At 73.1% G+C, this 26,086-nt stretch carries 30 protein-coding genes and 1 pseudogene; 12 read left to right on the forward strand and 19 right to left on the reverse strand.

The window, feature by feature from the left end; genetic code table 11:
* Positions 1-11: 11 nt before the first annotated feature.
* Complete coding sequence (gene tsaD, locus IG86_RS0123855) at positions 12-1,100, forward strand: tRNA (adenosine(37)-N6)-threonylcarbamoyltransferase complex transferase subunit TsaD (protein ID WP_030822161.1); 1,089 nt, start codon at positions 12-14, stop codon at positions 1,098-1,100.
* Here the strand turns inward: tsaD and IG86_RS0123860 are convergent.
* The 4 genes from IG86_RS0123860 to IG86_RS0123875 all read right to left on the reverse strand — a co-directional run bounded on the left by IG86_RS0123860 (position 1,094) and on the right by IG86_RS0123875 (position 4,066).
* Positions 1,094-1,603: a hypothetical protein gene (locus tag IG86_RS0123860; protein WP_244306043.1), complete on the reverse strand. Its 510-nt coding sequence runs from the start codon at positions 1,601-1,603 to the stop codon at positions 1,094-1,096. The genes tsaD and IG86_RS0123860 overlap by 7 nt on opposite strands.
* A gap of 124 nt (positions 1,604-1,727) precedes the next feature.
* The gene (locus IG86_RS0123865; RefSeq protein WP_030899448.1) at positions 1,728-2,687 is read right to left on the reverse strand and encodes a DMT family transporter; all 960 of its coding nucleotides are present in this window, start codon (positions 2,685-2,687) and stop codon (positions 1,728-1,730) included.
* A 55-nt stretch (positions 2,688-2,742) separates the two neighbouring features.
* Entirely contained in the window at positions 2,743-3,477 is a 735-nt protein-coding gene (locus tag IG86_RS0123870; protein WP_030899449.1) for an ArsR/SmtB family transcription factor, read from the reverse strand.
* Between the two features lie 58 nt (positions 3,478-3,535).
* On the reverse strand, positions 3,536-4,066 hold the full coding sequence (locus tag IG86_RS0123875; RefSeq protein ID WP_030899451.1) for a hypothetical protein: 531 nt from the start codon (positions 4,064-4,066) through the stop codon (positions 3,536-3,538).
* A gap of 136 nt (positions 4,067-4,202) precedes the next feature.
* On the opposite strand from IG86_RS0123875, the gene IG86_RS0123880 reads away from it, so the two are divergent.
* Entirely contained in the window at positions 4,203-5,036 is an 834-nt protein-coding gene (locus IG86_RS0123880) for a class I SAM-dependent methyltransferase (RefSeq protein ID WP_030822181.1), read from the forward strand.
* An 89-nt stretch (positions 5,037-5,125) separates the two neighbouring features.
* On the opposite strand, the gene dacB is transcribed toward IG86_RS0123880, so the two are convergent.
* The 6 genes from dacB to IG86_RS0123910 form a co-directional block, all read right to left on the reverse strand.
* Positions 5,126-6,766, reverse strand: coding sequence for a D-alanyl-D-alanine carboxypeptidase/D-alanyl-D-alanine endopeptidase (dacB, locus tag IG86_RS0123885; protein ID WP_030899455.1), 1,641 nt, complete (start codon positions 6,764-6,766; stop codon positions 5,126-5,128).
* A 1,101-nt stretch (positions 6,767-7,867) separates the two neighbouring features.
* Positions 7,868-8,122 carry a hypothetical protein gene (locus IG86_RS0123890; protein WP_030899458.1) on the reverse strand — a complete coding sequence of 85 codons (255 nt, stop codon included), beginning with the start codon at positions 8,120-8,122 and terminating at the stop codon, positions 7,868-7,870.
* Complete coding sequence (locus IG86_RS0123895) at positions 8,119-8,991, reverse strand: isocitrate lyase/PEP mutase family protein (protein ID WP_030832845.1); 873 nt, start codon at positions 8,989-8,991, stop codon at positions 8,119-8,121. Before IG86_RS0123895 ends, IG86_RS0123890 begins: the two co-directional genes overlap by 4 nt.
* A 185-nt stretch (positions 8,992-9,176) precedes the next feature.
* On the reverse strand, positions 9,177-10,610 hold the full coding sequence (locus tag IG86_RS0123900) for a carotenoid oxygenase family protein (RefSeq protein WP_030832847.1): 1,434 nt from the start codon (positions 10,608-10,610) through the stop codon (positions 9,177-9,179).
* 176 nt (positions 10,611-10,786) lie between these two features.
* Positions 10,787-11,191: a hypothetical protein gene (locus IG86_RS0123905; protein WP_030899462.1), complete on the reverse strand. Its 405-nt coding sequence runs from the start codon at positions 11,189-11,191 to the stop codon at positions 10,787-10,789.
* A gap of 71 nt (positions 11,192-11,262) precedes the next feature.
* Positions 11,263-12,153 (reverse strand): oxygenase MpaB family protein, encoded by an 891-nt coding sequence (locus IG86_RS0123910; RefSeq protein WP_030832853.1) that lies wholly within the window; start codon positions 12,151-12,153, stop codon positions 11,263-11,265.
* 110 nt (positions 12,154-12,263) lie between these two features.
* On the opposite strand from IG86_RS0123910, the gene IG86_RS0123915 reads away from it, so the two are divergent.
* Complete coding sequence (locus IG86_RS0123915; protein WP_051785363.1) at positions 12,264-12,614, forward strand: STAS domain-containing protein; 351 nt, start codon at positions 12,264-12,266, stop codon at positions 12,612-12,614.
* 64 nt (positions 12,615-12,678) lie between these two features.
* Entirely contained in the window at positions 12,679-13,137 is a 459-nt protein-coding gene (locus IG86_RS0123920; RefSeq protein WP_030832859.1) for a DUF5709 domain-containing protein, read from the forward strand.
* 46 nt (positions 13,138-13,183) lie between these two features.
* On the opposite strand, the gene IG86_RS0123925 is transcribed toward IG86_RS0123920, so the two are convergent.
* Positions 13,184-13,720 (reverse strand): SixA phosphatase family protein, encoded by a 537-nt coding sequence (locus tag IG86_RS0123925; RefSeq protein ID WP_030832862.1) that lies wholly within the window; start codon positions 13,718-13,720, stop codon positions 13,184-13,186.
* A gap of 147 nt (positions 13,721-13,867) precedes the next feature.
* Between IG86_RS0123925 and IG86_RS0123930 the strand changes: the two genes are divergently transcribed.
* On the forward strand, positions 13,868-14,242 hold the full coding sequence (locus IG86_RS0123930) for a hypothetical protein (protein ID WP_030899466.1): 375 nt from the start codon (positions 13,868-13,870) through the stop codon (positions 14,240-14,242).
* 40 nt (positions 14,243-14,282) lie between these two features.
* On the opposite strand, the gene IG86_RS0123935 is transcribed toward IG86_RS0123930, so the two are convergent.
* Entirely contained in the window at positions 14,283-14,468 is a 186-nt protein-coding gene (locus IG86_RS0123935; protein WP_045937198.1) for a hypothetical protein, read from the reverse strand.
* A 135-nt stretch (positions 14,469-14,603) separates the two neighbouring features.
* On the opposite strand from IG86_RS0123935, the gene IG86_RS0123940 reads away from it, so the two are divergent.
* Positions 14,604-15,821, forward strand: a complete 1,218-nt coding sequence (locus tag IG86_RS0123940) for an FUSC family protein (protein ID WP_030832871.1) — start codon at positions 14,604-14,606, stop codon at positions 15,819-15,821.
* Positions 15,822-15,871: 50 nt separating this feature from the next.
* Positions 15,872-16,258 carry a VOC family protein gene (locus IG86_RS0123945; RefSeq protein WP_030832874.1) on the forward strand — a complete coding sequence of 129 codons (387 nt, stop codon included), beginning with the start codon at positions 15,872-15,874 and terminating at the stop codon, positions 16,256-16,258.
* 68 nt (positions 16,259-16,326) lie between these two features.
* On the opposite strand, the gene IG86_RS43670 is transcribed toward IG86_RS0123945, so the two are convergent.
* The 4 genes and pseudogenes from IG86_RS43670 to IG86_RS0123960 form a co-directional block, all read right to left on the reverse strand.
* On the reverse strand, positions 16,327-16,482 hold the full coding sequence (locus tag IG86_RS43670) for a DUF6131 family protein (RefSeq protein WP_167751162.1): 156 nt from the start codon (positions 16,480-16,482) through the stop codon (positions 16,327-16,329).
* 82 nt (positions 16,483-16,564) lie between these two features.
* Complete coding sequence (locus tag IG86_RS0123955; protein ID WP_051785378.1) at positions 16,565-17,104, reverse strand: P-loop NTPase family protein; 540 nt, start codon at positions 17,102-17,104, stop codon at positions 16,565-16,567.
* Between the two features lie 195 nt (positions 17,105-17,299).
* Positions 17,300-17,674: pseudogene (locus IG86_RS41435) on the reverse strand (NUDIX domain-containing protein); the annotation flags it as partial.
* Complete coding sequence (locus IG86_RS0123960) at positions 17,671-18,156, reverse strand: NUDIX hydrolase (RefSeq protein ID WP_208864274.1); 486 nt, start codon at positions 18,154-18,156, stop codon at positions 17,671-17,673. The pseudogene IG86_RS41435 and the gene IG86_RS0123960, both read right to left, overlap by 4 nt.
* Positions 18,157-18,698: 542 nt before the next feature.
* Between IG86_RS0123960 and IG86_RS45105 the strand changes: the two genes are divergently transcribed.
* Positions 18,699-20,198, forward strand: coding sequence for a YncE family protein (locus IG86_RS45105; RefSeq protein ID WP_276329193.1), 1,500 nt, complete (start codon positions 18,699-18,701; stop codon positions 20,196-20,198).
* Between the two features lie 189 nt (positions 20,199-20,387).
* On the opposite strand, the gene IG86_RS0123970 is transcribed toward IG86_RS45105, so the two are convergent.
* A complete protein-coding gene (locus tag IG86_RS0123970) occupies positions 20,388-21,038 on the reverse strand; it encodes a hypothetical protein (RefSeq protein ID WP_030899478.1) in 651 nt (216 codons plus the stop codon).
* A 190-nt stretch (positions 21,039-21,228) separates the two neighbouring features.
* The gene (locus tag IG86_RS0123975; RefSeq protein WP_030899480.1) at positions 21,229-21,822 is read right to left on the reverse strand and encodes an MBL fold metallo-hydrolase; all 594 of its coding nucleotides are present in this window, start codon (positions 21,820-21,822) and stop codon (positions 21,229-21,231) included.
* Positions 21,823-21,952: 130 nt separating this feature from the next.
* Here IG86_RS0123975 and IG86_RS0123980 point away from each other — a divergent pair, with 130 nt between their 5' ends.
* From IG86_RS0123980 to IG86_RS0123990, 3 genes are all read left to right on the forward strand, one after another.
* On the forward strand, positions 21,953-22,861 hold the full coding sequence (locus tag IG86_RS0123980) for a GlxA family transcriptional regulator (RefSeq protein WP_051785380.1): 909 nt from the start codon (positions 21,953-21,955) through the stop codon (positions 22,859-22,861).
* Positions 22,862-23,071: 210 nt separating this feature from the next.
* Positions 23,072-24,292 (forward strand): alpha/beta hydrolase family protein, encoded by a 1,221-nt coding sequence (locus IG86_RS0123985; protein WP_030899488.1) that lies wholly within the window; start codon positions 23,072-23,074, stop codon positions 24,290-24,292.
* Positions 24,293-24,381: 89 nt separating this feature from the next.
* The gene (locus IG86_RS0123990; RefSeq protein WP_030899492.1) at positions 24,382-25,092 is read left to right on the forward strand and encodes a hypothetical protein; all 711 of its coding nucleotides are present in this window, start codon (positions 24,382-24,384) and stop codon (positions 25,090-25,092) included.
* A gap of 24 nt (positions 25,093-25,116) precedes the next feature.
* On the opposite strand, the gene IG86_RS40105 is transcribed toward IG86_RS0123990, so the two are convergent.
* Positions 25,117-25,659 (reverse strand): SMI1/KNR4 family protein, encoded by a 543-nt coding sequence (locus IG86_RS40105; protein ID WP_051785364.1) that lies wholly within the window; start codon positions 25,657-25,659, stop codon positions 25,117-25,119.
* Between the two features lie 178 nt (positions 25,660-25,837).
* Here IG86_RS40105 and IG86_RS0124000 point away from each other — a divergent pair, with 178 nt between their 5' ends.
* On the forward strand, positions 25,838-26,041 hold the full coding sequence (locus IG86_RS0124000) for a cold-shock protein (protein WP_030832902.1): 204 nt from the start codon (positions 25,838-25,840) through the stop codon (positions 26,039-26,041).
* The last annotated feature ends 45 nt before the right edge of the window (positions 26,042-26,086 follow it).

A 26,086-nucleotide genomic window follows, 5' to 3' on the forward strand; every position in this document is an offset into this window, starting at 1 on the left:
TGGGCGCTCCGGTGGTGCTGGGCATCGAGTCGTCGTGCGACGAGACGGGAGTCGGGATCGTGTCCGGCGGGCGGCTCCTCGCCCACGCCGTGGCGTCGAGCATGGACGAACACGCACGGTTCGGCGGGGTGGTGCCGGAGATCGCCGCCCGCGCCCACCTGCACGCCTTCAACCCCGTCGTGCGGGAGGCCCTCGACCGGGCGGGCCTGCGGATCCGGGACGTGGACGCCGTCGCCGTCACCACCGGGCCGGGACTGTCGGGCGCGCTCCAGGTCGGCCTCGCCGGCGCGAAGACCCTCGCCTACGCGGCCGGGGTGCCCCTGTACGGGGTGCACCACCTCGCCGGACACGTCGCCGCCGACACCCTGGAGCACGGCCCGCTGCCCGATCCGTGCACGGTGCTGATCGTCTCGGGCGGCCACACCTCGCTGCTGCTCGTACGCGACCTCGTACGGGATCCGATCCTGCACCTCGGCGACACCGTGGACGACGCCGCCGGCGAGTGCTTCGACAAGGTCGCGCGCGTCCTGGGGCTGCCCTATCCCGGCGGCCCCGCCATCGACCGCGCGGCCAGGGCCGGCGACCCCTGCGCGGTGGCGTTCCCGCGGCCGCTGACCGGCCCGCGCGACGATCCGTACGCCTTCTCCTTCTCCGGGCTGAAGACCGCCGCCGCCCGCTGGGCCGAGCGGCACCGGCAGAGCGGTGAGGAGATCCCCGTCGCGGACGGCGCCGCCTCGCTCCAGGAGGCCGTCGCCGACGTACTGACCCGCAAGGCCCTGGCCGCCTGCCGCGCGTACGAGGTGCGCACGCTGGTCGTGGTGGGCGGCGTCGCGGCCAACTCCCGGGTGCGCGCCCTGGCCGAGGAGCGGTGCGCGGCCGCCGGGGTGGAGCTGAGGGTGCCCCCGCTGACCCTGTGCACGGACAACGGTGCGATGATCGCCGCCGTCGGGGACCTGCTCGTACGGGCCGGGGCGCGACCGGCGCAGCTGGACCTGTCGATCGACCCGTCCGCGCCCCTCGACCACGCCAGCCTGCACCCGTCGCCGAGGCCGGCCGCGGGGCCGGCGCGCCGGCCCGGCGTGCCCGCAGGGGCTCAGTAGCGCAGGGCCTTGGCGGTCTGCGCCGACACCGTGCCGGACAGCTTGTGCGTGCTGCGGGCGGTGCCCTGGCCCGTGCCCTTCCCCGCTACGTCGGAGACCGTCACCACCACCGTGTCGACGAGATTGCCGCTCTCGTCCTTGAACTCGACCTGCACCGCGAAGGACTTCGTGGCGTCGTCGGTGTTCCGCACGCTCACGGCGACCGTCGTGTAGCCGTCGGCGTCCGTGGCCACGGTGCCCAGGGACACCTGGTCCTTGGCGCCCACCCCGTCCTTGACGTCCGCGAGTTTGTCCTTCGCGACGGCGGCCGCGGACTCGGCGGCCTTCGCGGCCTCGGAGGCGGCCGACGAGACGGCCTCGCCGGCCGACTTCACCGCGGACGCGGCACTGGAGACGGCCCCGGCCGGGTCGCCGTCGCCGCCCGAACAGCCCGCGGCGCCGAGCGCCACCGCCGCCAGCACCACACCTGCCGCACCACGAGTCCACGCGACCGTCGCCACCACGCCTCCAAGGGTGTTCCGGGCCTCCCAGTCAAAGGCCCGGCGAACCCCGGACGCCCACTGGACGGGGCATCCGGGTGAGGGGCCGCCTCGGACACCGCCGCCGGCTCCGGCGTCGAGGGGGTCCTCAGGTGCGGGTGCTCTTCGTGGGGGCCGGCGCAGTGCCGTCGACGGGAGTCCGCGGGGACCGCGAGGTGCGCGGCGCATACCGGGAGACCGCCACGCCGGCCAGGCACAGCAGCCCGCCGAGCAGCGTCAGCCAGGCCGGTACCTCGCCCAGCAGCGCCCAGCTCAGCAGGACGACGATGGCCGGGACGGCGTACGTCGTCGCGCCCAGCCGGCCGGCGGGCATGCGCGCCAGGGCGTAGGTCCACGTGGTGAAGGCGAGGGCGGTGGGAACCACGCCCAGGTAGACCATGTTCAGGGTCGCGGAGACCGGCGCCCGGGGCAGTTCGTCGAGCAGCCGGCCCGTGAACGGCAGGCAGACCGCGGCGCCCGTCATGCAGCTGTACGCGGTGATCTGGAGGGGCGTTCCGTAGGAGAGGGCGGGCTTCTGGGCGATGACGCCCGTCGCGTAGGCCACCGCCGCCAGCAGGCACAGGACCACTCCGAGGAGCGAGGTGGAGCCGCCGTCCCCCGACGACATGGACAGGCCCACCACCACGGCCCCGACGAAGGAGACGGCCATGCCGGCCAGCAGGCGCGGCGGCAGCGCCTCACCGAGGAGGCGGGCCGCGAGCAGCGCCATCAGGATGGGCCCGGTGTTCACGAGCAGGGACGCCGTACCGGCGTCGACCAGCCGCTCACCCCAGTTCAGGGCGACCGTGTAGCCGCAGAACCACACCACGCCGGAGATCAGGATCCCGCGCCAGGCCTCGCGGGGCGGCAGGCCCTGGCGGCGGATCAGGAGCAGGACACCGAGCACGAGCGAGGCGGCCAGCAGCCGGCCGAGGGCCAGGGCGCCCGGGGAGTACGCGGCGCCCGCGCTGCGGATGGAGACGAAGGCGGAGGCCCAGGCGAACACCGTGAAGGTGACGGCGCCGACCGTGAGGACGCCGGGCGGGATCGAACTCGAGCGGAACGTCATGCGACCACTCTACGACCACAACATTTCGGCGTCGACCGAAATATTGTTTCGGGTTCTAGGCCCATTCCTGAGAGGTGATCCCGAGAAGGTCGCCGAAGGCCCGCTCGCCGGCCGCGGTCACCTCCAGTGCGCGCCCGCCGCCCGGTGGGCGTACCACCCAGCCCTCCGCCAGTGCCCGCGCGCACAGCCGCGCCCCCGCCAGGCCGCCCAGATGGCGGCGCCGCTCGGTCCAGTCCAGGCAGGAACTCGCCGGCCGCCTGCGGCCTTCGCCCGCGAGGCCGATGCCGGCCTCGGCGCACCAGAGCCGGCCGGCTTCCGTCAGTTCGAACACACCGTCCGTGCGCAGCAGTCCGCGTCGTTCCATCGCGTCGGTCACCGCCATGCCCAGCCGCCCGGCGAAGTGGTCGTAACAGGTCCGGGCCCTGGCCAGCGGATCCGGTGCGCCGACCACCGGAACGGCGTGCGCGGCGTCCCGGTCCGGGACCGCGTAGGAGGCGAGTTCGTCCAGCAGGCGGGCGGTCGCGGCGTCCGCGACCCGCACGTAACTGTGCCGGCCCTGCCGCTCGGTCACGCAGATGCCGGCATCGAGCAGCCGGGTCAGGTGGCCGGAGACGGTCGAGGGCGCCACCCCGGTGATCCGGGCGAGCTCGCCGGCGGTCCAGGCGCGGCCCTCCAGCAGCGTCATGCAGATCGAGGCCCGTGTCTCGTCGGCCAGGGCGGCGGCGAAGGCCGCCAGTCGGGCCGCGGGGGCCGGGGCGTCCGAGGGGGGCCCGGGATGCAACTCGTTCATGCGTCCAGGATGCCCGATGATTTCGGTATACGGCGAACCATTCTTCCTGTCCGAGGTCTCAGTGCCCGGCCGCGGCCTTCACCAGGGCCACCGCCAGGCCGATCGCCGCGTCGAGGGCGCCGGCCAGCAGGGCGACGGCCGCGCCGCTGCCCATGCGGACGCCGCCGTACCAGCCCCAGCCGAAGAGGCTGGCGACGCTCACGCCGGCCGAGGCGTACAGGGCGGTCCGCAGGTCCATCACCCCCAGGGCGGAGGAGGCGATCAGGATCAACGGGGCGACGGCGGACAGCAGCAGGGGACTGCCGACCCACAGCATGTGCCGCAACTCGGCCCCGGTGGCGAGCCGGCCGTGGACCACGCGGTGGGCCTGCTGGTCCGCGACGAGCGTGGCCAGCCACAGCCCGACGGCGGCGGTCAGCACCGTGGCCGCGGTCCCGGCGGCGTCGGCGTGCTCCGAGACGGCCAGACCGATCACCACGGAAATCATGGTGATCGTCGCGTACAGCCGCTCCTTCAGCCGGGCGGCGGCAGCCGCCGCCACGTCGGCGGGCGAATCGACGGCTCCGGCATCGGCCCCGGCATGATCCATGCCGGCAGCCTAGGGGGCGGGGCACCCCTCCCGGGGGTGTCCCGCCCCGGGCGTGCCCTCTGTCCTGACGGGGTTTCACGGGCCACACTGGAGGCCCGGGGGTGCGGCGCCCCCGTCACGAGGAGGCGGTGGCGTGGTGTCGGAAGACCCTGCGGAGCGGCCCGCCCCGGCCGTACGGCCCGAGGTGTGGGAGACGTACGGACCGGCCGATCTCAGTGCCGTGCCGGTGTTCGCCGGAGGGTTCATCAACTTCGGTTACTGGCACTCCGTCGACCTCGAAGGGCCGCTCTCGAAGGACGACCGGATCCGTAGCGAGCAGGACCTCTACCGGCACGTGCTCGACGCGCTCGCCCCCGACGGCGGCCGCGCCGTGGAGGTCGGCTGCGGCCTCGGCCTCGGATGCGCCCTGGCCCTCGAAGAGTACGGACCCACCACGGTCACCGGAGTGGACATCCATCCCCAGCAGCTCCGACGGGCCCGCGAGGCGAACTCCCCGCTCCTCGCCGCGCAGCCGCGCCGGCTGCGCTTCGTACTCGGAGCGGCCGAGAGCCTGCCGCTCGGCGACGCGGAGTTCGACTGCCTGTACAGCGTCGAGGCGGTCCAGCACTTCCCCGACCTGCCGGCGTTCGCCCGGGAGGCGGCGCGGGTGCTGCGTCCCGGGGGGCGGGTCGCGGTCGCCGGCTTCTTCACCGTGGACGGCGCGTCCGCCCCCGAGGAGCGGCTCGCGGGCCTGCTGGAGACGTTCGCCAGCGGACTCGACATCGCCCGGCCGGTGTCCCGGCTCGCGGAGGCCCTCGGCGAAGCCGGATTCGGCGACGTCCGGGCCGACTCGATCGGCCCGCAGGTCTGGCCCGGCTGGGACCGCTGGCTCGCCCGACTCTGGGCGCCCGGCACCTGGCCGCGGAACTTCATGGCCGCCTGGGAGCAGCGGATCCTGGACTACTACCTGGTCACGGCCGCCCGCCTGTAGGCATCCGGGAGGCCGCCGCGCCGTCACGCCGAGTTCCTCAGGCGGTGCAGGAGGATCCCTCCCCCCTCGTCGCGGCACTCGATCGCCCGTCAGGGCGCGGGCGGTGCCTCCTGGAGGTAGGCGGCGATCATGGCGAGGTCGTTGGCGATGGCCACCACGTCCTGGGTGTCGGGGCCGGGGGTGGAGGCGCCGTTGACCCCCGCGTAGAAGGGGTCGAAGCGGCCGCCGCCCCGGTCCAGGTACCCGGCGATGGTGATGGCCCCGACAGCCAGCCGGTCGTTGAGGTAGTCCCCTCCGACCGCCGCACCGGTCTTGGCGAACACCTTCCCGCGGGCCGGGCAGTCGCGGCAGTTCAGGGCCAGCAGTCCGTCGACGCCCAGGACGGGCAGCGCCTCCCGGAAGAGCCGCGCGTCGGGGGTCCGCTGCCAGTACGCCAGCATCTGCACCAGCGCGGCGGGTGTCGCCCGGTCCGCCGGGTTGCCGCCCCGGCCGTCCGCCAGCTGCAGCTGCTCGCGGTCGACGCCCGCCTCGTCCAGGAAGTCGGCGAGGACCGGGAAGCCGTCCTCGCACTGGCGGCTGCCGGCCGTGACGGCCATCAGGCAGATGCCCAGGTTGGCGCCGAGGTTGTGACTGACCTTCAGGATCAGCTTGGCGTACTGGGCGTAGGGCGGGGAGGTGTACGCGGCCACCCGCGGGCTGCCGTCGTAGTCGCGGGGCAGCCTGGCGACCGGGTTGGGGCCGGCCGGGTCCGCGGTGACCTCCACCCCGGCGCGCCCGAGTGCCTGGATCAGCGCGGCGCGCCCGAACGCGGCGGGGTCGGTCACGGGGGAGGTGCGCAGCAGCGGCTGGGCGTCGGCCGCGATCGTGCCCGACAGCCGGATCCGGGTGCCGCCGTCGGTGGCCGTCACCGTGATGTCGGTGGGTTTGCCGGCGGCGACGGTCTTGACCGTGGAACTGACCTGGTACGGGGCGACCTTCGGCCGCCAGTCCAGCCGGGCGGCGGCGCCCGCCCGGTCCCCGGGAGTGCTCAGGAGGTCGATCAGGTTGTCGTTGATGATCAGCGGCGTCGGGGTCGGGTCGAGGACCGGGTCGGGGGCGAACAGCCGGCTGTCGACGATCACGTCCCCGTCGACGCGGGTGATGCCGGAGGCGCGTACCTGCCGGGCGAGCTCGTCGATCCCGGCGAGGGGGTTCTCCGGGGTCAGGGTCGCGCCCGTGAAGTCGTTGGCGTAGGTGTGGTCGAGGTCCGTGTACGCGACCGTGCCGTCGGGGCGCGTCCTGCCGCCCATGGTCAGGTCGCCCTGGGCGACGAGGTCGAGGTCGCCGGTCAGGGTGGCGCCGCTGCGGTCGCCGACCGCGTGGACGGGTGTCACGAAGCGGTGTTCGGAGCCGAGGGTGTGCCACGGGCCGGAGACGCTGACCAGCTTGGCGGTGGACCCGGGGACGAAGAACTGGTCGGGGTACATGCTGTGCACCACGCGGCCGTCGTCCGGCCCGGTCTGCAGCAGACCCCACTGGGCGTTGCGGTACTCCGGCTTGCGCATGATCTCCGTGATGCGCGGGTCGAGCCCGCCGGTGTCCGCGCCGCCGGACGAGGAGGGGGTGGGAGTGGGCGTCGGGGAGGGGGCCGCCCCGGTCGCGGAGCCCGAGGCCAGCGCCACGAACAGGAGCGCGGCGCAGGCGGCGGCCAGGCCGCGGCGCAGCGGCCCGGAGGGGTTCGGTCCGTTCACAGCGCGCTCCGTTCGTCGCGGCTGCCGTCCCCGAGGCCTGTGAACAGCGTGGCACGGCCGATTCCGCCATGCATGTCACCGTCGGCCGCACCCACCCCCTGCGGGGTGCTCGGCGGTGTACGGCTTGCTTCGGCGCGGGGCTGTCGGTGTGCCGGTGTGGGCTGGTGCCCGTCCCCTGCGGGGTGCTCGGCGGTGTGCGGCCCGGGCCCGTCGGGGTGCTTGCCGGTGTCCCGGTGTGGGGCGGTGCCCGTCCCCTGCGGGGTGCTCGGCGGTGTACGGCCGGGCCCGTCGGGGTGCTTGCCGGTGTCCCGGTGTGGGGTGGTGCCCGTCCCCTGCGGGGTGCTCGGCGGGGTGAGGCGCGGGCCGGTCGGGGTGCTTGCCGGTGCCCTGCGGGGTGCTCGGCGGTGTACGGCCCGGGCCCGGTCGGGGTGCTTGCCGTGTCCCGGTGTGGGGTGGTGCCCCGCAGGAGGGTCTCCTCGGCTCGGCGCGTGCGGGCACCTCGCGGCTGTGCCCGGTGGTCGCGCCTCGTCCTGCGGGGACCCTCCTACGTGCCCCCACCCCACCGCGGGGACCCTCCTACGTGCCCCCACCCCACCGCCCGCTACGGCAGTACTCCGCGGCCAAGGGGAGGGGGGACGGGGTGGGGTGTCCCCGCAGGACGAGCGCGCGACCACCGGGTACGACCGAGACCGCTCGAACGCGCCGAGCCGAGGAGACACCCCACCCCGACCCCCCGCACCGACCGCACCGACCCCGGCCACGCCGAAGCAACCGGACCCCGCCGAGCCGGCCCGCAGGGTAACGGCCCCCCGCACCGCCCGGACCGACTCCGGCCACGCCGAAGCAACCCGTACACCGCCGAGCCGGCCCGCAGGGCAACGGCCACGACTCCGGCCACGCCGAAGCAACCCGTACACCGCCGAGCCGGCCCGCAGGGCAACGGCACTGCGGACCGACCCGGCTTCGCCGAAGCACCCCGGACCCCGCCGAGCCGCTCGCAGAGCAGGCCGCACCATTCCAGCCCCGCCGGCGTTTGAGGCGCGGGTCCGGGCAGAGCCCGGTCCTCACACCGCCGGGCCGCTCGCAAGGCGAGCGGTCCGGTCAGTCCGCCTCGTCGCCGGGGTGCACGGCCTCGACGAGGGTGGCGAGCACCTCGACGGCGCTGCTGTCGTGGTCGCTGCCCGCCGTCCCGCTGCCGCTCTGGAGGTTGGCCGTGCGGTCGACCTCCACCACGGAGTCGGAGTGCGAGTTGTCGATGACGGTGATCAGGCTGCCGCTCGCGGCGGCCGGCGTCGCGCCGCCGCCGATGAGGGCCACCGCGAGCGCGGCCGCGGCCCGGATGCGCGCGCCCGTCACACCTTCACGCTCTCACGTGCCACCGGTACGGGGTGGTGGCGCGAGATGTTCTTCGTCAGCAGCCTCGTGGACTCGCCGACACCGACCTCCTCGCCGCCGTCCGCCGCGGGCAGCCGCCCGTCGGCGAGCCGCAGTTCGGCGAGTGCGGTGTCCATCGCCTTGTGCGCGGCGAAGAGGCACGGGGTGCTGTAGATGGCCACGTCGACACCGAGGTCGGTCAGCTCGCCGAGCGAGAGCCGCGGTGACTTGCCGCCGGCGATCTGGTTGAACAGCAGGGGCTTGCCGCCCACGGCCTCGCGGATGCGTTCGATCCACTCCACGCTGCGCACCCCGTCGACGAGTACGACGTCCGCGTCGGTCGCCGCCAGGGCCTGCGCGCGGTGGATGATGTCGGCCTCCTCCGTCGCGTCGGTCCGCGCGACGACGACCAGGTCCTTGCGGGTCGCCAGGACCATCTCCAGCTTCTCCAGGTACTCCGTCAGCGGAAGCACCTGCTTGCCGTCGGCGTGCCCGCACCGCCGGGGACGCTTCTGGTCCTCCAGGATGACGCCGGAGGCGCCCATCCGCTCCAGCCCCTCCACGACGTGGCAGGCCACTTCGGGGTCGACGTAGCCGTCGTCGATGTCGACGAGCAGGTGGTGACGGGGGAAGGCGCCGCGCAGTCGCTGGACGAAGGCCACCATGTCGGGCCAGGCGATGAATCCGATGTCGGGCAGCCCGTAGTAGGAGGCGGCGAACCCGAAGCCGGAGACGAACATCCCGTCGTAGTGCGCGGCCGCCACCGAGGCCGAGTACATGTCGTACACCCCGATGAGCGGCGTGGTGCCCGGCATCGCGATCTGTTCCCGCAGCTTGTTCCCGTAAGTCATCGTTCGGTTCCTCCGAGGAGCGCATCGGCACAGGGAGGGCAGAGAGCCGCGCCACCAGGACTCTTTACCTAAAGCAGATACTTCCTTGATGAAGAGCAGAACTTTCGCGGATGAACGCTTTACTCACCCCGATGGCCCAGCCGGTTCACCACAGAAACGTCACTGACGGCGGCCGACGGCGGGGTTCACGCCTCCGTGGGCAGCCAGCTGCCGTGCAGCCCGAGCGGTACCCGGACGGGGATGCGGGCTCGGGCCACCGGCCCCGCCGCGGGGTCCTCGGCGGGGATGACCAGGAACCAGCTCGCCCCGTCCGTACGGTCGGTGGCGAAGGTCAGCCAGTGGCCGTGCTCCTCGGAGTCCCGCCCGGGCTCGGGGGCGAAGACCGGCTCGCCGACCGAGAGGTTCCCGGCGTCCCAGACGCGGCAGCTCCCCGTCTCCGTGTCGTACCAGCGCACGGCGTCGTACTCGCCCGCCAGCAGGTCCGTCCGTCCGGTCTCGGTGGCCAGCGCGACGTGCCGGTGGCGCCGGCCGATGAGCCGGTCGTCCACCCGGGGGAACTCCACCCTGGAGTCGTCCAGCGAGGTGCGGGCCATGCGGCCGGCGGCAGGGTCGATGCGCGCCCGCACCAGGCCGCCGTGCACGGGCTCCGCGTCCGCCCCCGGCGCGTCGCCGACGGTCAGCCTGCTCCACTGCACGTAGTCCAGGACCACCGGGGCGTCCCCACCGGGGCCGTCGTCGTAGGCGTTCACGGTGTGCCACAACCAGAACGCCTCGTCCGACGCCCAGCGCGGCGCCCCGCCGTCGCGCGGGATCAGCGCCACGCGCGTACCGCGCTCGGGCCGCCAGGACAGGAACGAGCCGCCCGCCATGGCCGCGGCCAGGTCGAAGAAGACCGGGGCCAGGACGAGGACGGCGTAGCGGCCGGTCAGGGCCATGTCGTGGATCATCATCGGCTCGTCCACCCCGTAGACGGGCGTGGGCCCACGGGTGACACCGCCGTCGCGGCCGATGACCGACCAGGTGAGGTACGGCGGCTCCAGGCCGTAGCAGAAGACGACCATCTCGCCCGTGACCGGATCGACCTTGGGGTGGGCGGTGATGCCGGCGGGCAGCGCCCCGTCGAAGTCCTCGCGGCCGATGGTCGCCAGGTCCGCGTCGACCCGGAACGGGCACCCCGACTCGGCGAGGGCCAGCATCCGCCCGGCGTGCCGGACGACGTTGATGTCGGGGAGGTCCCGGAAGGTGCCCGCGAGCTCCGGACCGACCTGGTCGGCGCTCGGCATGATCAGCGACTCCAGGCCGCCCCACAGGGCGCGTCCGGCCCGCTCCTCCGCCTCCAGCGCGGGGGTGCGCACGAAACGGTTGCGATAGCGGGCGCGGCCCCCGGAGACCCAGACCCCGTGCAGCATGCCGTCACCGTCGATGGGGTACAGGTAGGAGCCGATCGGGGTGAACCGCGGATTGGGGCCGTTGCGCAGGTACAGGCCGTCCAGCGAGGGCGGGAGCTCGCCCGTCACCTCCAGGTCGGCCACGTCGACCTCCTCCGAGACCGGGGCGAACGACCCCAGAAGATGGGGGACACGGGTGGGGTCGAAACGGGGCGGCGTGTGCGTGTTCACGGAACCTCCCGGCGTATGCCCGGCGGAGTTCCGGCGACCGGAAGGGGGCTCCCGCACGGGCGCGCTGTCACGGCACTCTCCAGTGAAACCCGGTACCCGTACGGCTGCCAGAGCGGGCCGCCCCCCGGTCGGCCGGGGCCCGTACGAGCAGGTCGGCGCGGGCCCGTACGGGCCGGTCAGGCGGGGGCGAAGAGGTCCGCGTGCGCGTCGTCGAGGACGAAGCCGTTGTCCAGGCGGACGCGCACCGTCACCCGTGGTCCGTGCTGCCCGTGGGCGATCCACTCGGCTTCGAGCAAGGCGACCTGCTCGGCCAGCTGCTGCCTGCTGGCCGGGGGCATCTGGTGGCCGAAGTCGTCCAGGAGCGCCTTGAGCCGCACGTACTCGCGCACTTCGTGGCTCTGCTCCCGTTCCCGGGGCGCGTCGACCCGCTCGACGGTGCCCGCGGTGCCCGACGCGAGGGCGAGCGAACCGACGGCGGCTTCCTCGCCCGCCGGGGAGTGCCCGGCCGTGACGACCGTCCCGGCCAGCCTGAGATCTGCCGCCAGCTTGACCCGCTGGCCTTCCTGGAGCTGGGGCGTCATCGATCGTTCACTTCTCCGGTCGGGGTCGGGGTCGGCGTCGGGGCGGCTGCCTCCCCCAGTGTCTCGCCCGCTCAGCCGCGCGGTGACGGCGGGGGAGCCGGGGGCAGGGCCCAGCGGATCGCCCGGGTCACCGCATGGCCGCCCGCGCGGGCGGCCGGGCCCGGTAGCCGCTCGGCCGCGGAACCCGAGCCGCCGGTGACGGCCGCCCTGGCCCACGGCGGCAGCAGGTCCACGGCGGCCGCCGCGAGCAGCGCGTACGGCAGCCGGGCGGCCCCCGGCAGCGGCGGATCGGTCAGCAGGAAACGGGCGGTGTCCCGGGACGCGGCCGTCGGCCGCAGGCAGGGCCTGAACCGCGCCATCCGCGACGCCAGTTCCCGCACGTCCTCGGGCGGCCGGTCCGCGCCCAGTGCCCGCGCCACCCGTGCCGTGTCGGCGAGGTAGGCGTCGCAGCCCGCCGGATCCAGCGGGTGCCTGCCGTACCGCTGGTGGGCGCGCAGGAAGCAGTCAGCCTCGGCGATGTGCACCCAGGCCAGCAGCTCCGGGTCGTCGGCCCGGTACGGCACGCCGTCGGCCGTCCGGCCGCGGACCCGGGCGTGCACCTCCCGGACGCGTGCCACCGCCGCCTCGGCGTCGGCGCTCGTACCGAAAGTGGTGACCGCCAGGAAGGTGCTGGTCCGGTGCAGACGCCCCCACGGGTCGCCGCGGTACCCGGAGTGCGCCGCCACGGCCGCCATCGCCACGGGGTGCAGGGACTGCAGCAGCAGGGCGGCGAGGCCGCCGACGAACATCGACGCGTCCCCGTGGACCCGCCTGACCGGCCGGTCCGGGGCGAACCAGCGGGGTCCCGGAGTCGAGTGGATCCGCTCCCGGTTGCGGGCTCCGTCGGGCCCGGCGACGCGCAGGAACACCGCCTCGCCGGCTTGCCGCCTGATCCGCCGGACGGCCGTCGTCGGGCTCGCCATGCGCCCAGTATGCGCCCGGCGCCGCTCCGCGGTCCCATGGACGGTAGGACGGTTGGGACGGTTGAGAGGTACCGCGTCGGGCAGGTGCCCCTTGTACGAGGAGGTACGTCATGGCTGCCGAGGACGTGCCCGCACCGGAGGCCGCCGCTGGCACCGAGCACCGCGACCACTATGTGGTGCGGGTGAGCGGCGACATGGACCTGGACCACGCGGGCGAGCTGCGGGCGACGCTCGCGGCAGCCCTGTCGCAGGCGCCCGAAGGCGCCGAGATCACCGTGGACCTGCGCCATTCCTCCTTCTGTGACTCCACGGGCCTCAACACGCTGCTGGACGCCCGGCGGCAGGGCGCCCGGACGGGCCACGTCCTGCGCCTGGCCGCCCCCAGCCACCAGCTGCTGCGCCTGCTCGAACTCACCGGGTCGAGCGGTTCCTTCCCCCTGGACGCCTCCGTGCCCGGCTGAGCGCTCCGGGGACCGGTGCGCCCCCAGCCGGCGGCACGCCGACCCCGAACGATCGGAGAACTCGATGACCAGCGCCGACGAAACCTACGGCGACGACGTCTACCAGCCGCAGGAGACCGACGAGTCCGCCGAGGCGCAGCCCGACATGGAGAACACCCTCGACGAACCGGGCCTCGACGACACCCTCGACACCGCGTACGTGCCCTTCGACCGCCCCTTGGCGGTCGACGACCGGGGGACCACCGCCGCCGAGGCGCGCACGGGCGAGACGCTCGAACAGCGACTGGCGCGGGAGCAGCCGGAGGTGTCGGACCAGGACGAGGTCTCCGACGAGGCCGGCGACGCCATGCTGGCCGGACCGGACCGGGCGGGCCGCCTCGCCGCGGTGGACGACTCGGCTCCGCAGCGCCACATCTCCGTACTGGCCCGTGACGTCGGGATCGACGGCGGCGCCGCCTCGGCCGAGGAGGCCGCCGTTCACGTCGTCGAGGAACTGCCGCCCGCCGAGGACCTGGACGCCTGAGCAGCGCCGTCCTGCTCCCTTCCGGGGCGGCCGGCCGGCGTCGGCGTCAGTGGGCCGGTGACCACATGGCGGCCAGGTGCCCCCGGCCGGGAGTCAGGTCCGCCCAGCCGCCCGCGAGGTCCACCACCACGACACCGGCCGTCGGGAACCCGTCCCTCAGCTGCTCCAGGAGTTCCGCCGGCCCGGTCCCGCACAGGGCCGTGGCCAGCTCGTGGATGCCGGTGTTGTGGCCGACCAGCGCCACGCAGCCGAGCCCCGCTCCGCGCTCCGTCAATACGGTGACCAGCGCGTTCGGCGCCGCGTCGTAGAGCCTCTCGTCATAGACGGCGTCCGGCGGATCGGGCAGGGCGGGCACCAGCAGCTGCCAGGTCTGGCGGGTCCTGCGCGAGGGCGAGCACAGCGCCAGGTCGGCCCTGTAGCCGTTCTCCGCCAGCCAGCGTCCCGTCCGGGGGGCGTCGGCCTTGCCGCGCTCGCCCAGGGCACGCTCGAAGTCCTCGGCGGGGTCCCCCTTCGGGACCGCCTTGGCGTGCCGCACCAGCAGCAGTCGGCACCCGGTCGTGTGCGGCCCTGCGTCCGAGGACATGGCGGTCTCCCTTGAGGCTGGTGCGCGTACACGGGTACACGGTCATGGTGCGGTCGGCCCGCGGCGCGCGCACCCGGACCCGCACCCGGACCCGCGCCCGACCCGACCCGGCCCGGCCGCGGGCGCGGGCGCACTACGCTCCACAGGATGGAACGCGCAGACGTACTCAGGCGAGTGATCGGCATCCTCACCGAGGCCCAGGACATCCGCCGGGCCGCCGAGGCCGGGTCGGACGCGGACGCCCCGGCCGAGACGGCCGGAGTGGCCACGCAGCTGCTGAACGAGATGCTGCCGTCGATCAGCGTGCCCGCCGACGCGTCACCGCAGCAGGTGGCGACGCTGGTGGCGCAGGCGCTGGGCCCGGCCCTGCACACGATGGTCTCCGGCTTCAGCCTGGCGTTCACCAGCCTCGCGATCGCCCACGACGACGGGCGTACGGACATCTCCTCGATCGAGGTGCTCCAGGAACTCGCCCTGGAAGTCGAGGCCGGCACCTACGACGAAGGCCCCTGGGAAACCTGACCCGGCCCGCGCGGCGGCCGGCGCCCGTGAGCCGGCGGCGTCACTTCGCGTCCCGGTCCCGCGGGTGGGACATCTTCCGCTCCTGGCGGATGCGCAGCTCCTCCGGCGTCTTGCCGGCGACCGGCTTGCTGGCCTCGGGGTGCACCGGGTCCGGACCCGGATGTTCCTGGGCCTGCTCCTCGCGGCCCCCCACCGGCTCCTGACGCCTGTCCTCCGTACCCTTCATGGCTGTCGCTCCCTCGCAGATCCGATCGTGCGGACTTCGGACGTCCTCCACCTACCCCACGGGTCACTCGCGACACGACCGGACCCATCTGTTCCGGTACGCGTCATCCGTCACAGGCTGGGAAGATGCCCAGACATGCCGGAAACGATCAGCAGCTTCGCCACCCGTGTCGTGCGGCGCCGCCGCGAGCCGGTCGCCGTCCAGGCGCTCCGCTCCACCGCCGCGGCCGTGATCAGCTACGTCGTCGCGCTGCGCCTGAGCAGCGAACCGAACCCGCTGACCGCGCCGCTGACGGCGCTGCTCGTCGTCCAGGTCACGCTCTACTCCACGTTGACCACCAGCATCCGCCGGGTCAACTCGGTGGTCGTCGGAGTCCTGATCGCCATCGGGTTCAGCGTGCTCGTCGGCCTTACCTGGTGGAGCCTCGGGCTGCTGATCCTTGCCTCCCTGGTGGTGGGCCATCTGGTGCGCGTGGACGAGTTCGTGCCCGAGGTCGCGATCAGCGCCATGCTCGTCCTCGGCGTCACGCAGGTGGCGGACACCGCCTGGGACCGGGTGCTGGAAACCCTCATCGGCGCGGTGGTCGGGCTGCTCGTCAACCTCCTCCTCGCGCCACCCCTCTGGATCGGCCCGGCGGGCGCCGCGATCACCGACCTCGCCCTGCGCATGAGCCGCCTGCTCGACCACCTCGGCGAGGAATCCCTCGGCCCGGGAAAGGTCGAGCAGGCCGCCGCCCGGCTCCACGAGGCACGCCGCCTCGACAACGACATCGCGCAGGTCGACACCGCCCTGCGGCAGGCCGAGGACAGCATCCGGCTCAATCCGCGGGTCAAGGAGGGCCTGCTCTTCCGGCTGGTGCTGCGCACCGGCCTGGACACCCTGGAGATCTGCGCGGTGGTCCTCCGCGTGGCGTGCCGGACCCTGACCGACCTGGCCAAGACCCGCCCCGACGGCCCGCTGTTCGAGCCCGCGACCGCCGTGGCCCTGCGCGAGGTGCTGCGCCACACCGCGATCGCCGTGGAGAGCTTCGCCCAGCTGATCACCGCACAGGTGAGCGCCAACGCGGAAGAGGCCGAGGCCCGCCTGACCGGCGAGCTGGCCGTGGCCCGGGCCCACCGCGACCGGCTCGCGGACCTGCTGCTGGCCTCCGCCCGCGAGGACCCCGAGCACTGGCAGTTGCGCGGCGCGCTGCTCACCGAGATCGACCGGGTTCTCGACGAGCTGGGCGTGGAGAAGCGCTCGCAGCGCCTGCTGGAGGAACTCGACCAGCACGCCCGCACCCGGCATACCGGCAGGCTGCGGGCGTGGACCCGCGGGCGCGGCCGCGCGAAGGCCGCGAAGCCGGTGGAGTGAGCGAGCGGGATGTGCGTGCGCGGGGGCGGCCCGTGCGCGAGGGTGGGGGCATGGTGCATGTACTGGGCAGCAGGATCCTGCTCCGTCCCACGGACCCGGAGCGCTCCCGCGCGTTCTACGGCGAGACCCTCGGCCTCGCCGTGTATCGCGAGTTCGGCACGGGACCCGAGCGCGGCACGGTGTACTTCCTGGGCGGCGGCTTCCTTGAGGTGTCGGGACGGGCCGACGCGCCGCCCGTACCGGGCCTGCGGCTGTGGCTCCAAGTCGCCGACGTACAGGCGGCGTACGAAGAGCTGCACAGCCGCGGCGCCGAGGTACTGCGGCCTCCGCTGCGTGAACCATGGGGACTGGTCGAGATGTGGATCGCGGACCCGGACGGCGTACGGATCGCCGTTGTGGAGGTCCCGGCGGACCATCCGCTGCGCTACCGCCCCTGATCGGGGGCGCAACCGCCCCTGACCGGGGCGGGCCCGGGTCCGCCGGGAGCGCCAGGAATGCCCCGGCGTCAGTAGTAGTGCTTGCGGCCGCCCACGGCGTGCCCGACTGCTCCCAGCAGCCAGAGCACCAGGCCGATGACGACGAGGATCACGCCTATCGTCCAGAGGATCGAGATCCCCGTGATGAAGCCGATGATCAGCAGGATGACGCCCAGAACGATCATGACTACCTCCTGGTTCTTGTCGAACCGGTATGCAGGGCGTCTACCACGGATGCGCGGCCTTATGCCTGTTTCCTCCCAGATGTCAGTCGGGCCGGGCCGGCAGTTCCGTGAGGCCCGTGTCGCGCATGATGCGCCCGACCGTCTCGGCGAGGGCACTGTGGGCTCCGACGACGGTCTCGACGCCGCCGGGGAGGAGGTCGCGCTCGCGGTACCAGGCGCGCAGCTCCCGGTGGGTGACCCGGGCCAGCAGGCCGGGATCGGTCTTCGAGGCGTGACGCGCCAGCGTCTCCTCGATCGGGACGTCGAGGTAGTAGCAGCGCGAGACGCCGCGGTGGTCGCCGAGCAGGCCCAGGAGCATGTCACCGTAGCGGTCGGCGTAGAGGATGCCCTCGACGACCACGTGGTAGCCGGCGTCCAGCGCGTGGCGGGCGACCGTGTCGATCAGTCCGATGTTGGCGCCGCCGGGCACGTCGCGCTCCCTCAGCACGATGCGCCTGAGGTTGTCCTGTCCGACCAGGGCCATGCCGCGGCCGAACCGGTCGCGGATCCCCGTCGCCACCGAGGACTTGCCCGATGCCGAGTTGCCCCGGACGACCACGAGCCGGGTCTCCGCGCTTCCCACGGTCCCGCGGGGGATCCCGGTCCGGCGCGGGCCCGCGCCCGGTTCCAGGCCCGGGCCCGGTTCCAGGCCCGCGCCCGGGCCGCCGTCCCGGTGTTCCACGGGGTCGCCCGGCCGCTGGAAGTGGACGGCCGCCGGGAGTCCGGCCCGGTAGGCGTCCAGCCCGGCACGGCAGTACGCGACCATCGGCGCCGGCAGCGCGTTCAGCGCGTACCAGCCCATGCCGTCGCACCGGTCCGGCTCCGTCACGCGGGGCCGGCCGGACCACCTGCGCACCTCGAAGAAGACACCGATACGGGACGACGAGCCCCTCGGGGGGCGGTGGTGCACGGTGACGGCAGCCCGCACGTCCGCCGTGTCGATGAGGATCCCGGTCTCCTCGCGGGCCTCCCGGATCACGGCCTCGACGAAGTCCTCGTCCGCCTCCAGGTGGCCGGACGGCAGGTGCCACATGCCGGTCGCGTACACCGGTCCGGCCCGCCGCGACAGCAGGACCTCGGGGCCGCGGTCGCCGTCGCGGCGCAGCAGGAGGTGGACGTCGACCGGCAGCGTGTGCCTCTGCGGGGCGGTCATCCGGCGCTCCCGGGGCGGCTCCAGCCGAGTTCGGTGTAGGGGCGTCCGGCGCGGATGCCCTCGACCGCGGCCCGGGTGTAGGGGACGATCGGCTCCGGCAGGGCGTCGAGGGGCCACCAGGCCCACGACACGCAGCGGTCGGGCTCGCGCAGTTGTGGCTCGCCGAGCCAGCGCCGGGCCCGGAAGACCAGTTGCATGCGGGGCTGCCCGCCCGGACGGTCCACGACGTGCAGCAGGTGGACGAGTTCGACGTCGGCGGGGTCGATGACGAGCCCCGCCTCCTCCTGCGCCTCCCGCACCAGGCAACTCACGGCGGACTCCTGCTCGCAGTGCCCGGCGAGGAAGTGGTGGGTGGAGCCCGCGTAGGCGCAGTCCGGGTGCCGCAGTCCGAGCAGGATCTTGCCGTCGCGTTCCAGATAGAGGTGGACGCCGACGATGTGGGCGGCGACGACGCCGCGGATGTGGGAGTGGGACGGGGACACGTGTACCTCACAGTTCCGGGGGAGGGCCGGTTCCGAGAACGGTTCGGGACCGGCCCCGTCACGGCCGTTCCGGGGGCAGTCCGTGAACGGATGTTCGGGCCGCCGGTGGTGGGCCGTGCGGGCTTGGCCGGCGGTGCTGAAACTCGCTCGAACAGGGTGGGGTCATCCTCGCGGGGGATTGCGGGGCCGTGTGCGGCCGCTCGGATCCGACGGCACCGAACTCCCGCCCCTCCCGTTGAAGTTAGGTAAGTGGTCATCCATCGCGGCTGAGGCGCGACGGAGGCGTCCGTCGCGCGCCGCGTCGGGCGCCCCCGCACCCGCCCCGTCCCGCTCGGTGGGGTGCACGAGCGTCCAGGCGACCGACCGCCCCGGCCCGTGGTCGGCGGTCGCGTGTCCCCGTCATGCCGAATGCGGCGAACTGTAATAATCCGTCCCGTTCTGTCAGTCCGGTCGGGAGGATTGCTGTGACCATCTGTCAAACCGTGAGGGGGGTGGGCGCGCAGGAGGCCCTCCCGTCGTCGGCGCCGCCGCCCGGTCTTCGAGTGCGTCGCTCCCGGTGGGGTGGGCTGCTGCGGGCGCTGGTGGCAGGTCTCGTCCTCGTGGCCGGCCTGACCCTGCCCATGGTGGTCCCGCAGCCCGCCCAGGCCGTGCCGCCCGGCACCTACGCCTACGTCGCCAACTTCCAGGACGACACGGTGTCGGTGATCGACACGGCGACGAACGCGGTGGTGGTCACGGTTCCCGTCGGCGATGCGCCGTGGGGAGTGGCGGTGTCGCCGAACGGTACCCGCGCCTACGTCACCAACCGCGCCGATGCCACGGTGTCCGTGATCAACACCGCGACGGACACGGTCGTCACCACCGTCCCCGTCGGCCTTGAGCCCCTCGGGGTGGCGGTGTCGCCGGACGGCACCCGCGCCTACGTCACCAACTACGGCGCCGACACCGTCTCCGTGATCGACACGAACACCAACACGGTCGTCACGACCGTCCCCGTCGGCGACGCTCCCATCGGGGTGGCGGTGTCGCCGGACGGCGCCCGCGCCTACGTCACCGATTCCGAAGGCGACACGGTGTCCGTGATCGACACGGCGACGAACACGGTCGTCGCCACCGTCCCCGTCGGTGACTTCCCGTTCGGGGTGGCGGTGTCGCCGGACGGCACCCGCGCCTACGTCACCAACTACGGCGCCGACACCGTGTCCGTGATCAACACGGCGACGAACACGGTCGTCGCCACCGTCCCCGTCGGCGATGCACCCCAGGGGGTGGCGGTGTCGCGGGACGGCACCCGCGCCTACGTCATCAACGCCGGCGACGACACGGTGTCCGTGATCAACACGGCGACGAACACGGTCGTCGCCACCGTCCCCGTCGGCGATGCGCCTCGAGAGGTGGCGGTGTCGCCGGACGGCACCCGCGCCTACGTCACCAACGCCAACGACGACACGGTGTCCGTGATCAACACCGCCACCAACACCGTCGTGGCCACCGTCCCCGTCGGCGACCTCCCGTTCGGGGTGGCGATCGGGGTCGTGCCCCGGCCGGCGCCGGTGCTGACGCTGATCAAGCTCACCGCCGGTGGCACGTTCACCAGGGGCGGGCAGGGCACCTACACCCTCACCGTCACCAACACCGGCGACCTGCCCACCGACGGCAGCACCGTCACCGTCACCGACACCCTCCCCGCCGGCCTGACCCCGGTCAGCTTCTCCGGCACCGGATGGACCTGCACCCTCACACCGCTGTCCTGCACCCGCAGCGACATCCTCGCTCCCGGCGCCGGCTACCCGCCCCTCACCCTCACCGTCCAGATCGCCCGCAACGCGCCGTGGCAGGTCACCAACACCGCCACCGTCACCGGCGGCGGCGCCACCGGCACCAGCATCGCCACCGCGACCACCACCGTCGACAGGAAGCAGCAGCCCAAGCACCCGCACCACGACCGCCCGGGCCACGACAAGCCCGACCACGGCAAGCCGGGTCACGGCAAGCCGCGCCTCGACTGGCTCAACCACGGCCACCGTCCCGGCCCCCGGTAACCGCACACCGGCATGACGAACGCCCCGGCGCCGGCACAGCATCAGCCCCGCCCACGTCCCGCCGAGGTCTGACCCCGCCGGAAGACGACCCCGGGACGAATCCTGCCCGTGCCCCGTGCCCCGTTTCCGCAGTGACCGGCGGATCGGGGCACGGCGCCGTCCAACACAAGCACCAGCCAGGGGTGGACCTCAGGCGCCGAACGGGTTGACGTGGCCGGGCAACTGCTGTCCGGGGCGCAGGAACCGCTGACTGCCCCGTTCGTCGCGCACCGCGAAGAACCCGGCGGCCGTCAGCCGCTGTGCGATCTTCCTGCGGCGGATCTCGCCCACGTTGAACGCCACGGTGAAGAGCAGCGCGACCGCCCCGCCGGAGACGACCGCTTCAGCCGGCGACTTGTCGACGAGCAGGAGGACGGTCAGGGCCGCGCAGGCGAGGTAGCCCTTCACCTTCTGGCCCCGGTCGGCGACGTACATGGCCATCACGTCGAAGGTGATGAGGTCCCTCAGCACGGCCACGGCACCGACCGCTTCGGGAAGCGGCGTCAGCGAGCCCTGCTCCAGCCCCGGCACTGTCCCGCCGTTGCCCGCCTGCGGATGGGCGGTGATGGTGGCCGCCTCGCGCACGCGCGCTTCGGGCCGCCGGTCCCGGTACATCCGGACCTGGACGAGCGAGTTCTTGAACCCGGTCCTGTACGCCGTGCCGTACGTGTAGCCGTACTGCTCCGCCACGTGTGCCAGGGCGGCCGCCTTCGGCGCGGAGCCCTGGGGGGCGATCTCGACGATCTCCTGCTGACGGGCGATCTGCTGGAGCAGCCCCGCTATGTGACGTTCTGTCGACATCCTGTTCCCTGCCCCCTGGACCCCGCGCCCGGGGCCGACCCCCGCACAGCGTAGGGGGTGCCAAGCCGAGCGGAACACACGTGGTCAGGCCCCTACGGCAGGTGGCCGGCCGCATACGGTCCTGCGAGCGGTCCGCCGCCGTCCGTTGCGGAACGCCACCGGCCGAGACGGGTGGCCGACCCGCACCGACTCAGCGGGGCGTGGTGTCGTCGGCCTTGAACGGCCCGCCGTGGCCGGGCACGATCAGGTCCGCGGCTGCCAGGACCCGGAGCCGGGAGGCGCGCAACACCTCACGATCGGGGGCGACCGGGTCGTCCGCCGGGCCGTCCGCGTGCCACCACAGGTCACCGGCGAAGGCGACCACGCCCGAGTCCGTGCCCGCCAGCAGCGTGATGTCCTCGGTGCTGTGCCCCGGGGTCCGGATCAGGCGCAGCGCCGGGGTGAGTTCGTAGCCCTCGGCGTCGCGGTTCCTCCACTGATCGCCGAGGTATTCCACCTTGTGATCGTGCACCCGGGCCCGCCTGAACAGGCCCACGTTCATGGTGTTGTCCGGGTGGTGGTGGCTGAGCACCACGTCGGTGATGTCGTCGGGCTCGATCCCCAACCCGGCGAGCGGGGCGAGGATGAGGTCGGTACTCGCAACCATGCCCGGGTCGAAGATCACATGGCGGCCGGCGTCGGATATGTAGGAGACGGTGGCGGCGACTCCAGGGCCGGTGGAGCCGACGTATCCGGTGGTCAGGATCGTGTACACGGCGCTGCGGCCGAACGGTGCGTCTGTCATGGCCCCAATCCTCCCGGCCGGAGCGGCCGTTCACGATTGGCACAGCTGCCACTGATCGCAGGATTAGTGCCACACTGCACGCGTGTCTCCCTTCGTGTCCGTCGCCGCGTACGCCCCGTCCGGAGTCGGCATGCTCGCCGTCGGCATCGTCGCCGAGGTCTTCGGCCCGCACGGCGAGGAACTGCCGGGCTTCGACTTCACCCTGTGCACCGACCGGCCCGGGCCGGTCCCCACCGACCTCGGCGTGCCGCTCAGCATCGCGCACGGCCTGGACCGGCTCGCCTCGGCCGACCTGGTGATCGCCCTGCCGTGGGCCGGCTTCCGCTCGCCACCCGATCCCGCTGTGCTCGATGCGCTGTCGGCCGCACACGAGCGCGGCTCAGTGGTCGCGGCCCACTGTGTCGGTGCTTTCGCGCTCGCCGCCGCTGGACTGCTCGACGGCCGGCGGGCCACCACCCACTGGCGGTTCGCCGAACTGCTCGCCCGCCGCCACCCCGAAGTCTCCGTCGAACCCGACGCCCTCTACATCGACGAAGGAACCGTCCTCACGGGCGCCGGAGCCGCCGCGGGCTTCGACCTCTGCCTGCACCTGCTGCGCCGGGAGTACGGAGCCGCGGTGGCCAACGCTGTTGCCCGGGACGTGGTGTTGCCCTCCCACCGCGAGGGTGGGCAGGCCCAGTACCTGGCCGCCCCCGTCCCCGAGGACTGCACCGACGAGCGTCTCGCCGAGGTTCTCGCGTGGGCCGGCGCCAACCTCCACGAGCCGCTTCCCGTCGCGGAACTGGCCCGGCGAGCCCTGATGAGCAAACGCTCCTTCGCCCGCCGCTTCACCGCCGCGACCGGCACCACCCCCCACGCCTGGCTGCGGAGCCTGCGCCTGAGCAGCGCCGAGGAACTCCTGGAGACCACGGACCTGCCCGTCGAGGAGATCGCCCGCCGCGTCGGATACGGAAGCGCGGCCATCCTGCGGGAACAGTTCGTGCGCCGCCGCGGAGTGCCGCCCCGCTCCTACCGCCGCTCTTTCACCAACACGCCGTGACGAAAAAGCGGTCCGGTCGAGCGGCCGGACACCAGCGGACAAGGGTGGACAGTCATCGTCCCCGTGCGGCCTGGAAGGTGGACATCGTCCTGCCGGAATCTTGGACCACGCCGGAGAGCGCACCGCGAAGGCGGCGGTGAACGGTCGAGCGGACACGCTCGCCAAGTGCCAAGGCGTGCACACCCACGTTTCGAACGACAGGAGAATCCGATGAAGCCGCTGCTGTTCCCGAACAACGTCCAGTTCTGGTACGAGACCCTGCGGTCGATGAGCCACATCGCCTACGGAGGTGCGGACTTCGGTGAGGTGGTCTCCACCGGCGAGCGGATCACCGAAGGCGACTACGACAGCTGGTTCGTCGAGTGGACGGCCACCGCGGACCGTGTGTCGGGCGAGGCGGAGAAGGCGCTGGCAGCCGGCCACCGGATCAGTGCCCGAGACGGGTTCCTGCGTGCGTCGAACTACTACCGGTCTGCGGAGTTCTTCCTCCACGGTCACCCCTGCGACCCGCGTCACGACCACGTCTACGACCGCTCCGTGGCCTGCTTCAGGGCGGCGGCAGCGCTGTTCACCCCGGTCATCGAGCCGGTCGAGATCCCCTACGAGGACACCACCCTGCCCGGCTACTTCTACCGGGTCGACGACTCGGGGACACCCCGTCCGACGCTGATCATGCACAACGGTTTCGACGGCACCGCGGAGGAACTGCACTTCTTCGGGGCGATGGCCGCCGTCGAGCGCGGTTACAACGTACTGGCCTTCGACGGCCCCGGCATGCCCGGCCCGCGTCACCACCAGGGCCTGGTCTTCCGCCCGGACTGGGAGAACGTCATCACTCCCGTCGTGGACTTCGCCGAGACCCTCCCCGAGGTCGACGACAGCCGCATCGCGCTCATCGGACTCAGCATGGGCGGTCTCCTCGCCCCCCGGGCCGCCGCGTTCGAGCACCGTCTGGCCGCGCTGATCGCCGTGGACGGCCTCTACGACCTCGGCCAGATCGCCGTACGCAACGTCCCCGGCACCCGCGAGGAGGCCGAACGACTGCTGCGCGCCGCGTCCGCCCCGGAACTCGACGCCGCCTTCGAGCAGGCCATGAACAGTGACCCGATCGCACGCTGGGCGATCAACCACGGCATGTACGTCATGGGCGTGGACACCCCCCGTGCCTTCAACGCCTCCTACCTCGACCACACCCTCGCCGGGGGCATCGCCGAGCGGATCCAGTGCCCCACCCTGGTGTGCGACGCCGAAGAGGACATCTTCTTCAAGGGCCAGCCCGAGCAGCTCTACGACCACCTGACCTGCCCCAGGACCCTCATGCTGTTCACCACGGAGGAAGGCGCCGGCGCCCACTGCCACCCCGGCGCGATGCGTCTGTCCATCGCCCGCATCTACGACTGGCTCGACGACACCCTCGGCGCCGCGGCCTGACCCCTGCCGGTGTCCGGCCGGCCGTTGTCAGTGGGGGGCGAGAGGATGCGGGCGTACCGCTGAACCAGCCCACTTCTGAAGGGTTCTCCATGTCCGTTTCCGATTCCGTTTCCGGTCCCGCAGCCGATGCCGCGGCCGTCTCCTTCCCCACCGGCTGGTGCGCCACGGACCTGGGGAGCCTGCGGCCGTGCGCGTACACCTACGAGGTGTACCCCCTGGAGAGCCTGCCGCCGCTGGAGGCCGCCCACCTCGGCGACGGCTTCGACTGGCTGGGCGGAGCGGGCGGGCCGCGATCGGCGCACGCGGAGCATCTCGCGACCATGGAGCGGGAACTGGCCGAGGCCGGACTGTCGCTCCCCGAGGGCTTCGCCGCCTTCTACGGCAGCGAGCACCTCTCCCGCGCCTTCGACGAGGTCTCGGTGACGGCCTGCTGGAGCCACCTTTCCGGCCCGCTGCCCAGCCCGGCCGAGGAGGGCGCCCGTCTCGTACGGTTCCTGCGCGACCAGCAGGACTGCGTCATCTGGTACCTGTACCTGCGCCCCTCCGGCGAGGCGTTCGTGGTCTTCTCACATCTGGAACTGGAGTCCGCCGGCTGGTGGGCGGAAGGGGAGCCGACCGAGGAGGTCCGGGCAGCGGTGGCCTCCTCGCTGATGCGGTGCGCCGACACCTTCGAGGAGTTCGCGTACCGCTTCGTCGTGGAGAACGAGCTGTGGATGCGGGCCAACTCCGCAGGCGCCGAGAGCCCGCTCGCTCCCCGCCTCCAGGAATACGCCGACCACTACGCCTGCGCCGCCTCTTGACCCCGGCGGGGCCGCACGCTTCCGTCACGGGGCGGGGGTTGGGGCCGGGTGGTAGCGGATTTCGGGGCCGGGGCGGTAGCGCCCCAGGAAAGTCAGGCGGTGGGGTTCCTCGGCGAGGGTGAGCAGGAACTCCGTTACGGGCCCCGGAGTCTCGTGCCATTCGCCGTCTTCTGTTTCGACGACGACGCGCCAGTCGGCCGGGTCGGGTTCCTCCGGGAGGAGGTAGTAGACGGTGCCGTCTTCTTCTCCGCCCCACTCGATCAGGCCGCCCGGCCGGGGGTGGAACGGGAACGGGTAGCGGCCGGGATCGGTGAGGTGCAGATCGAGCTTGCCCCCTGACCGGGGCCAGAGCCGTTCCAGCTCCTCCGGAGTGCCGTCCACGGGCCGCGACAGCCAAAGGAAGCCGTCGAAGGCGCCAGGGCCGTACAGGTCGAGGAACGCCTTGTAGTCGGCGGGCAGGCGTACGCCGAGGTGCTCCTCGGCGGCCTCCCAGAGGCGCGGCCGTGCCCAGCCCCAGCAGGCCGGCTCGCCCAGCAGTTCCTTCAGCCTCTCCAAGGCGGCCGCCATCTTGTCTCCCGTCCCACTTCATGGGCAATGTCGTGGCCCACCTTCGCACGCGGCTACGACAGGACCGCGCCCGGTTGGTTCACTCTCGGGAGGTGTTTCGCCTGTGAAGGGTGGGGGGAACATCGGGTTGCTGCCGGCCGCGGTGTTCGCGGGCCGGGGTGGACAGGAAAGGCGTGTCATGGCTCAGGGGACTGTGAAGTGGTTCAACGCGGAGAAGGGGTTCGGTTTCATTTCGCCGGATGACGGTACTCCGGACGTGTTCGTGCATTTCTCCGAGATCGATGCGTCCGGGTTCCGGTCGCTCGAGGAGAACCAGCGGGTGGAGTTCACCACCGGCCAGGGACCCAAGGGTCCCCAGGCGCAGCAGGTCCGCCCCATCTGATTCCCTTCCCGCCTGCACCCGCTGCCGCGGAACCCGACCCTGCCC

The organism is Streptomyces virginiae, from assembly GCF_000720455.1.
Taxonomy (GTDB): Bacteria; Actinomycetota; Actinomycetes; order Streptomycetales; family Streptomycetaceae; genus Streptomyces; species Streptomyces virginiae.

What these genes read in the sequence shown, in the direction of transcription:
- IG86_RS0123875 (WP_030899451.1), bottom strand. Translation starts at nt 4,066, where the DNA reads ATGGATCATGCCGGGGCCGATGCCGGAGCCGTCGATTCGCCCGCCGAC.
- IG86_RS0123865 (WP_030899448.1), bottom strand. Translation starts at nt 2,687, where the DNA reads ATGACGTTCCGCTCGAGTTCGATCCCGCCCGGCGTCCTCACGGTCGGC.
- IG86_RS0123930 (WP_030899466.1), top strand. Translation starts at nt 13,868, where the DNA reads ATGGAACGCGCAGACGTACTCAGGCGAGTGATCGGCATCCTCACCGAG.
- IG86_RS0123895 (WP_030832845.1), bottom strand. Translation starts at nt 8,991, where the DNA reads ATGACTTACGGGAACAAGCTGCGGGAACAGATCGCGATGCCGGGCACC.
- IG86_RS40105 (WP_051785364.1), bottom strand. Translation starts at nt 25,659, where the DNA reads ATGGCGGCCGCCTTGGAGAGGCTGAAGGAACTGCTGGGCGAGCCGGCC.
- IG86_RS0123945 (WP_030832874.1), top strand. Translation starts at nt 15,872, where the DNA reads ATGGTGCATGTACTGGGCAGCAGGATCCTGCTCCGTCCCACGGACCCG.
- IG86_RS0123985 (WP_030899488.1), top strand. Translation starts at nt 23,072, where the DNA reads ATGAAGCCGCTGCTGTTCCCGAACAACGTCCAGTTCTGGTACGAGACC.
- IG86_RS0123975 (WP_030899480.1), bottom strand. Translation starts at nt 21,822, where the DNA reads ATGACAGACGCACCGTTCGGCCGCAGCGCCGTGTACACGATCCTGACC.
- IG86_RS0123915 (WP_051785363.1), top strand. Translation starts at nt 12,264, where the DNA reads ATGGCTGCCGAGGACGTGCCCGCACCGGAGGCCGCCGCTGGCACCGAG.
- IG86_RS0123870 (WP_030899449.1), bottom strand. Translation starts at nt 3,477, where the DNA reads ATGAACGAGTTGCATCCCGGGCCCCCCTCGGACGCCCCGGCCCCCGCG.
- IG86_RS0124000 (WP_030832902.1), top strand. Translation starts at nt 25,838, where the DNA reads ATGGCTCAGGGGACTGTGAAGTGGTTCAACGCGGAGAAGGGGTTCGGT.
- IG86_RS43670 (WP_167751162.1), bottom strand. Translation starts at nt 16,482, where the DNA reads ATGATCGTTCTGGGCGTCATCCTGCTGATCATCGGCTTCATCACGGGG.
- IG86_RS0123970 (WP_030899478.1), bottom strand. Translation starts at nt 21,038, where the DNA reads ATGTCGACAGAACGTCACATAGCGGGGCTGCTCCAGCAGATCGCCCGT.
- IG86_RS0123990 (WP_030899492.1), top strand. Translation starts at nt 24,382, where the DNA reads ATGTCCGTTTCCGATTCCGTTTCCGGTCCCGCAGCCGATGCCGCGGCC.
- IG86_RS0123935 (WP_045937198.1), bottom strand. Translation starts at nt 14,468, where the DNA reads ATGAAGGGTACGGAGGACAGGCGTCAGGAGCCGGTGGGGGGCCGCGAG.
- IG86_RS0123905 (WP_030899462.1), bottom strand. Translation starts at nt 11,191, where the DNA reads ATGACGCCCCAGCTCCAGGAAGGCCAGCGGGTCAAGCTGGCGGCAGAT.
- IG86_RS0123925 (WP_030832862.1), bottom strand. Translation starts at nt 13,720, where the DNA reads ATGTCCTCGGACGCAGGGCCGCACACGACCGGGTGCCGACTGCTGCTG.
- IG86_RS0123910 (WP_030832853.1), bottom strand. Translation starts at nt 12,153, where the DNA reads ATGGCGAGCCCGACGACGGCCGTCCGGCGGATCAGGCGGCAAGCCGGC.
- IG86_RS0123980 (WP_051785380.1), top strand. Translation starts at nt 21,953, where the DNA reads ATGCTCGCCGTCGGCATCGTCGCCGAGGTCTTCGGCCCGCACGGCGAG.
- IG86_RS0123920 (WP_030832859.1), top strand. Translation starts at nt 12,679, where the DNA reads ATGACCAGCGCCGACGAAACCTACGGCGACGACGTCTACCAGCCGCAG.
- IG86_RS0123940 (WP_030832871.1), top strand. Translation starts at nt 14,604, where the DNA reads ATGCCGGAAACGATCAGCAGCTTCGCCACCCGTGTCGTGCGGCGCCGC.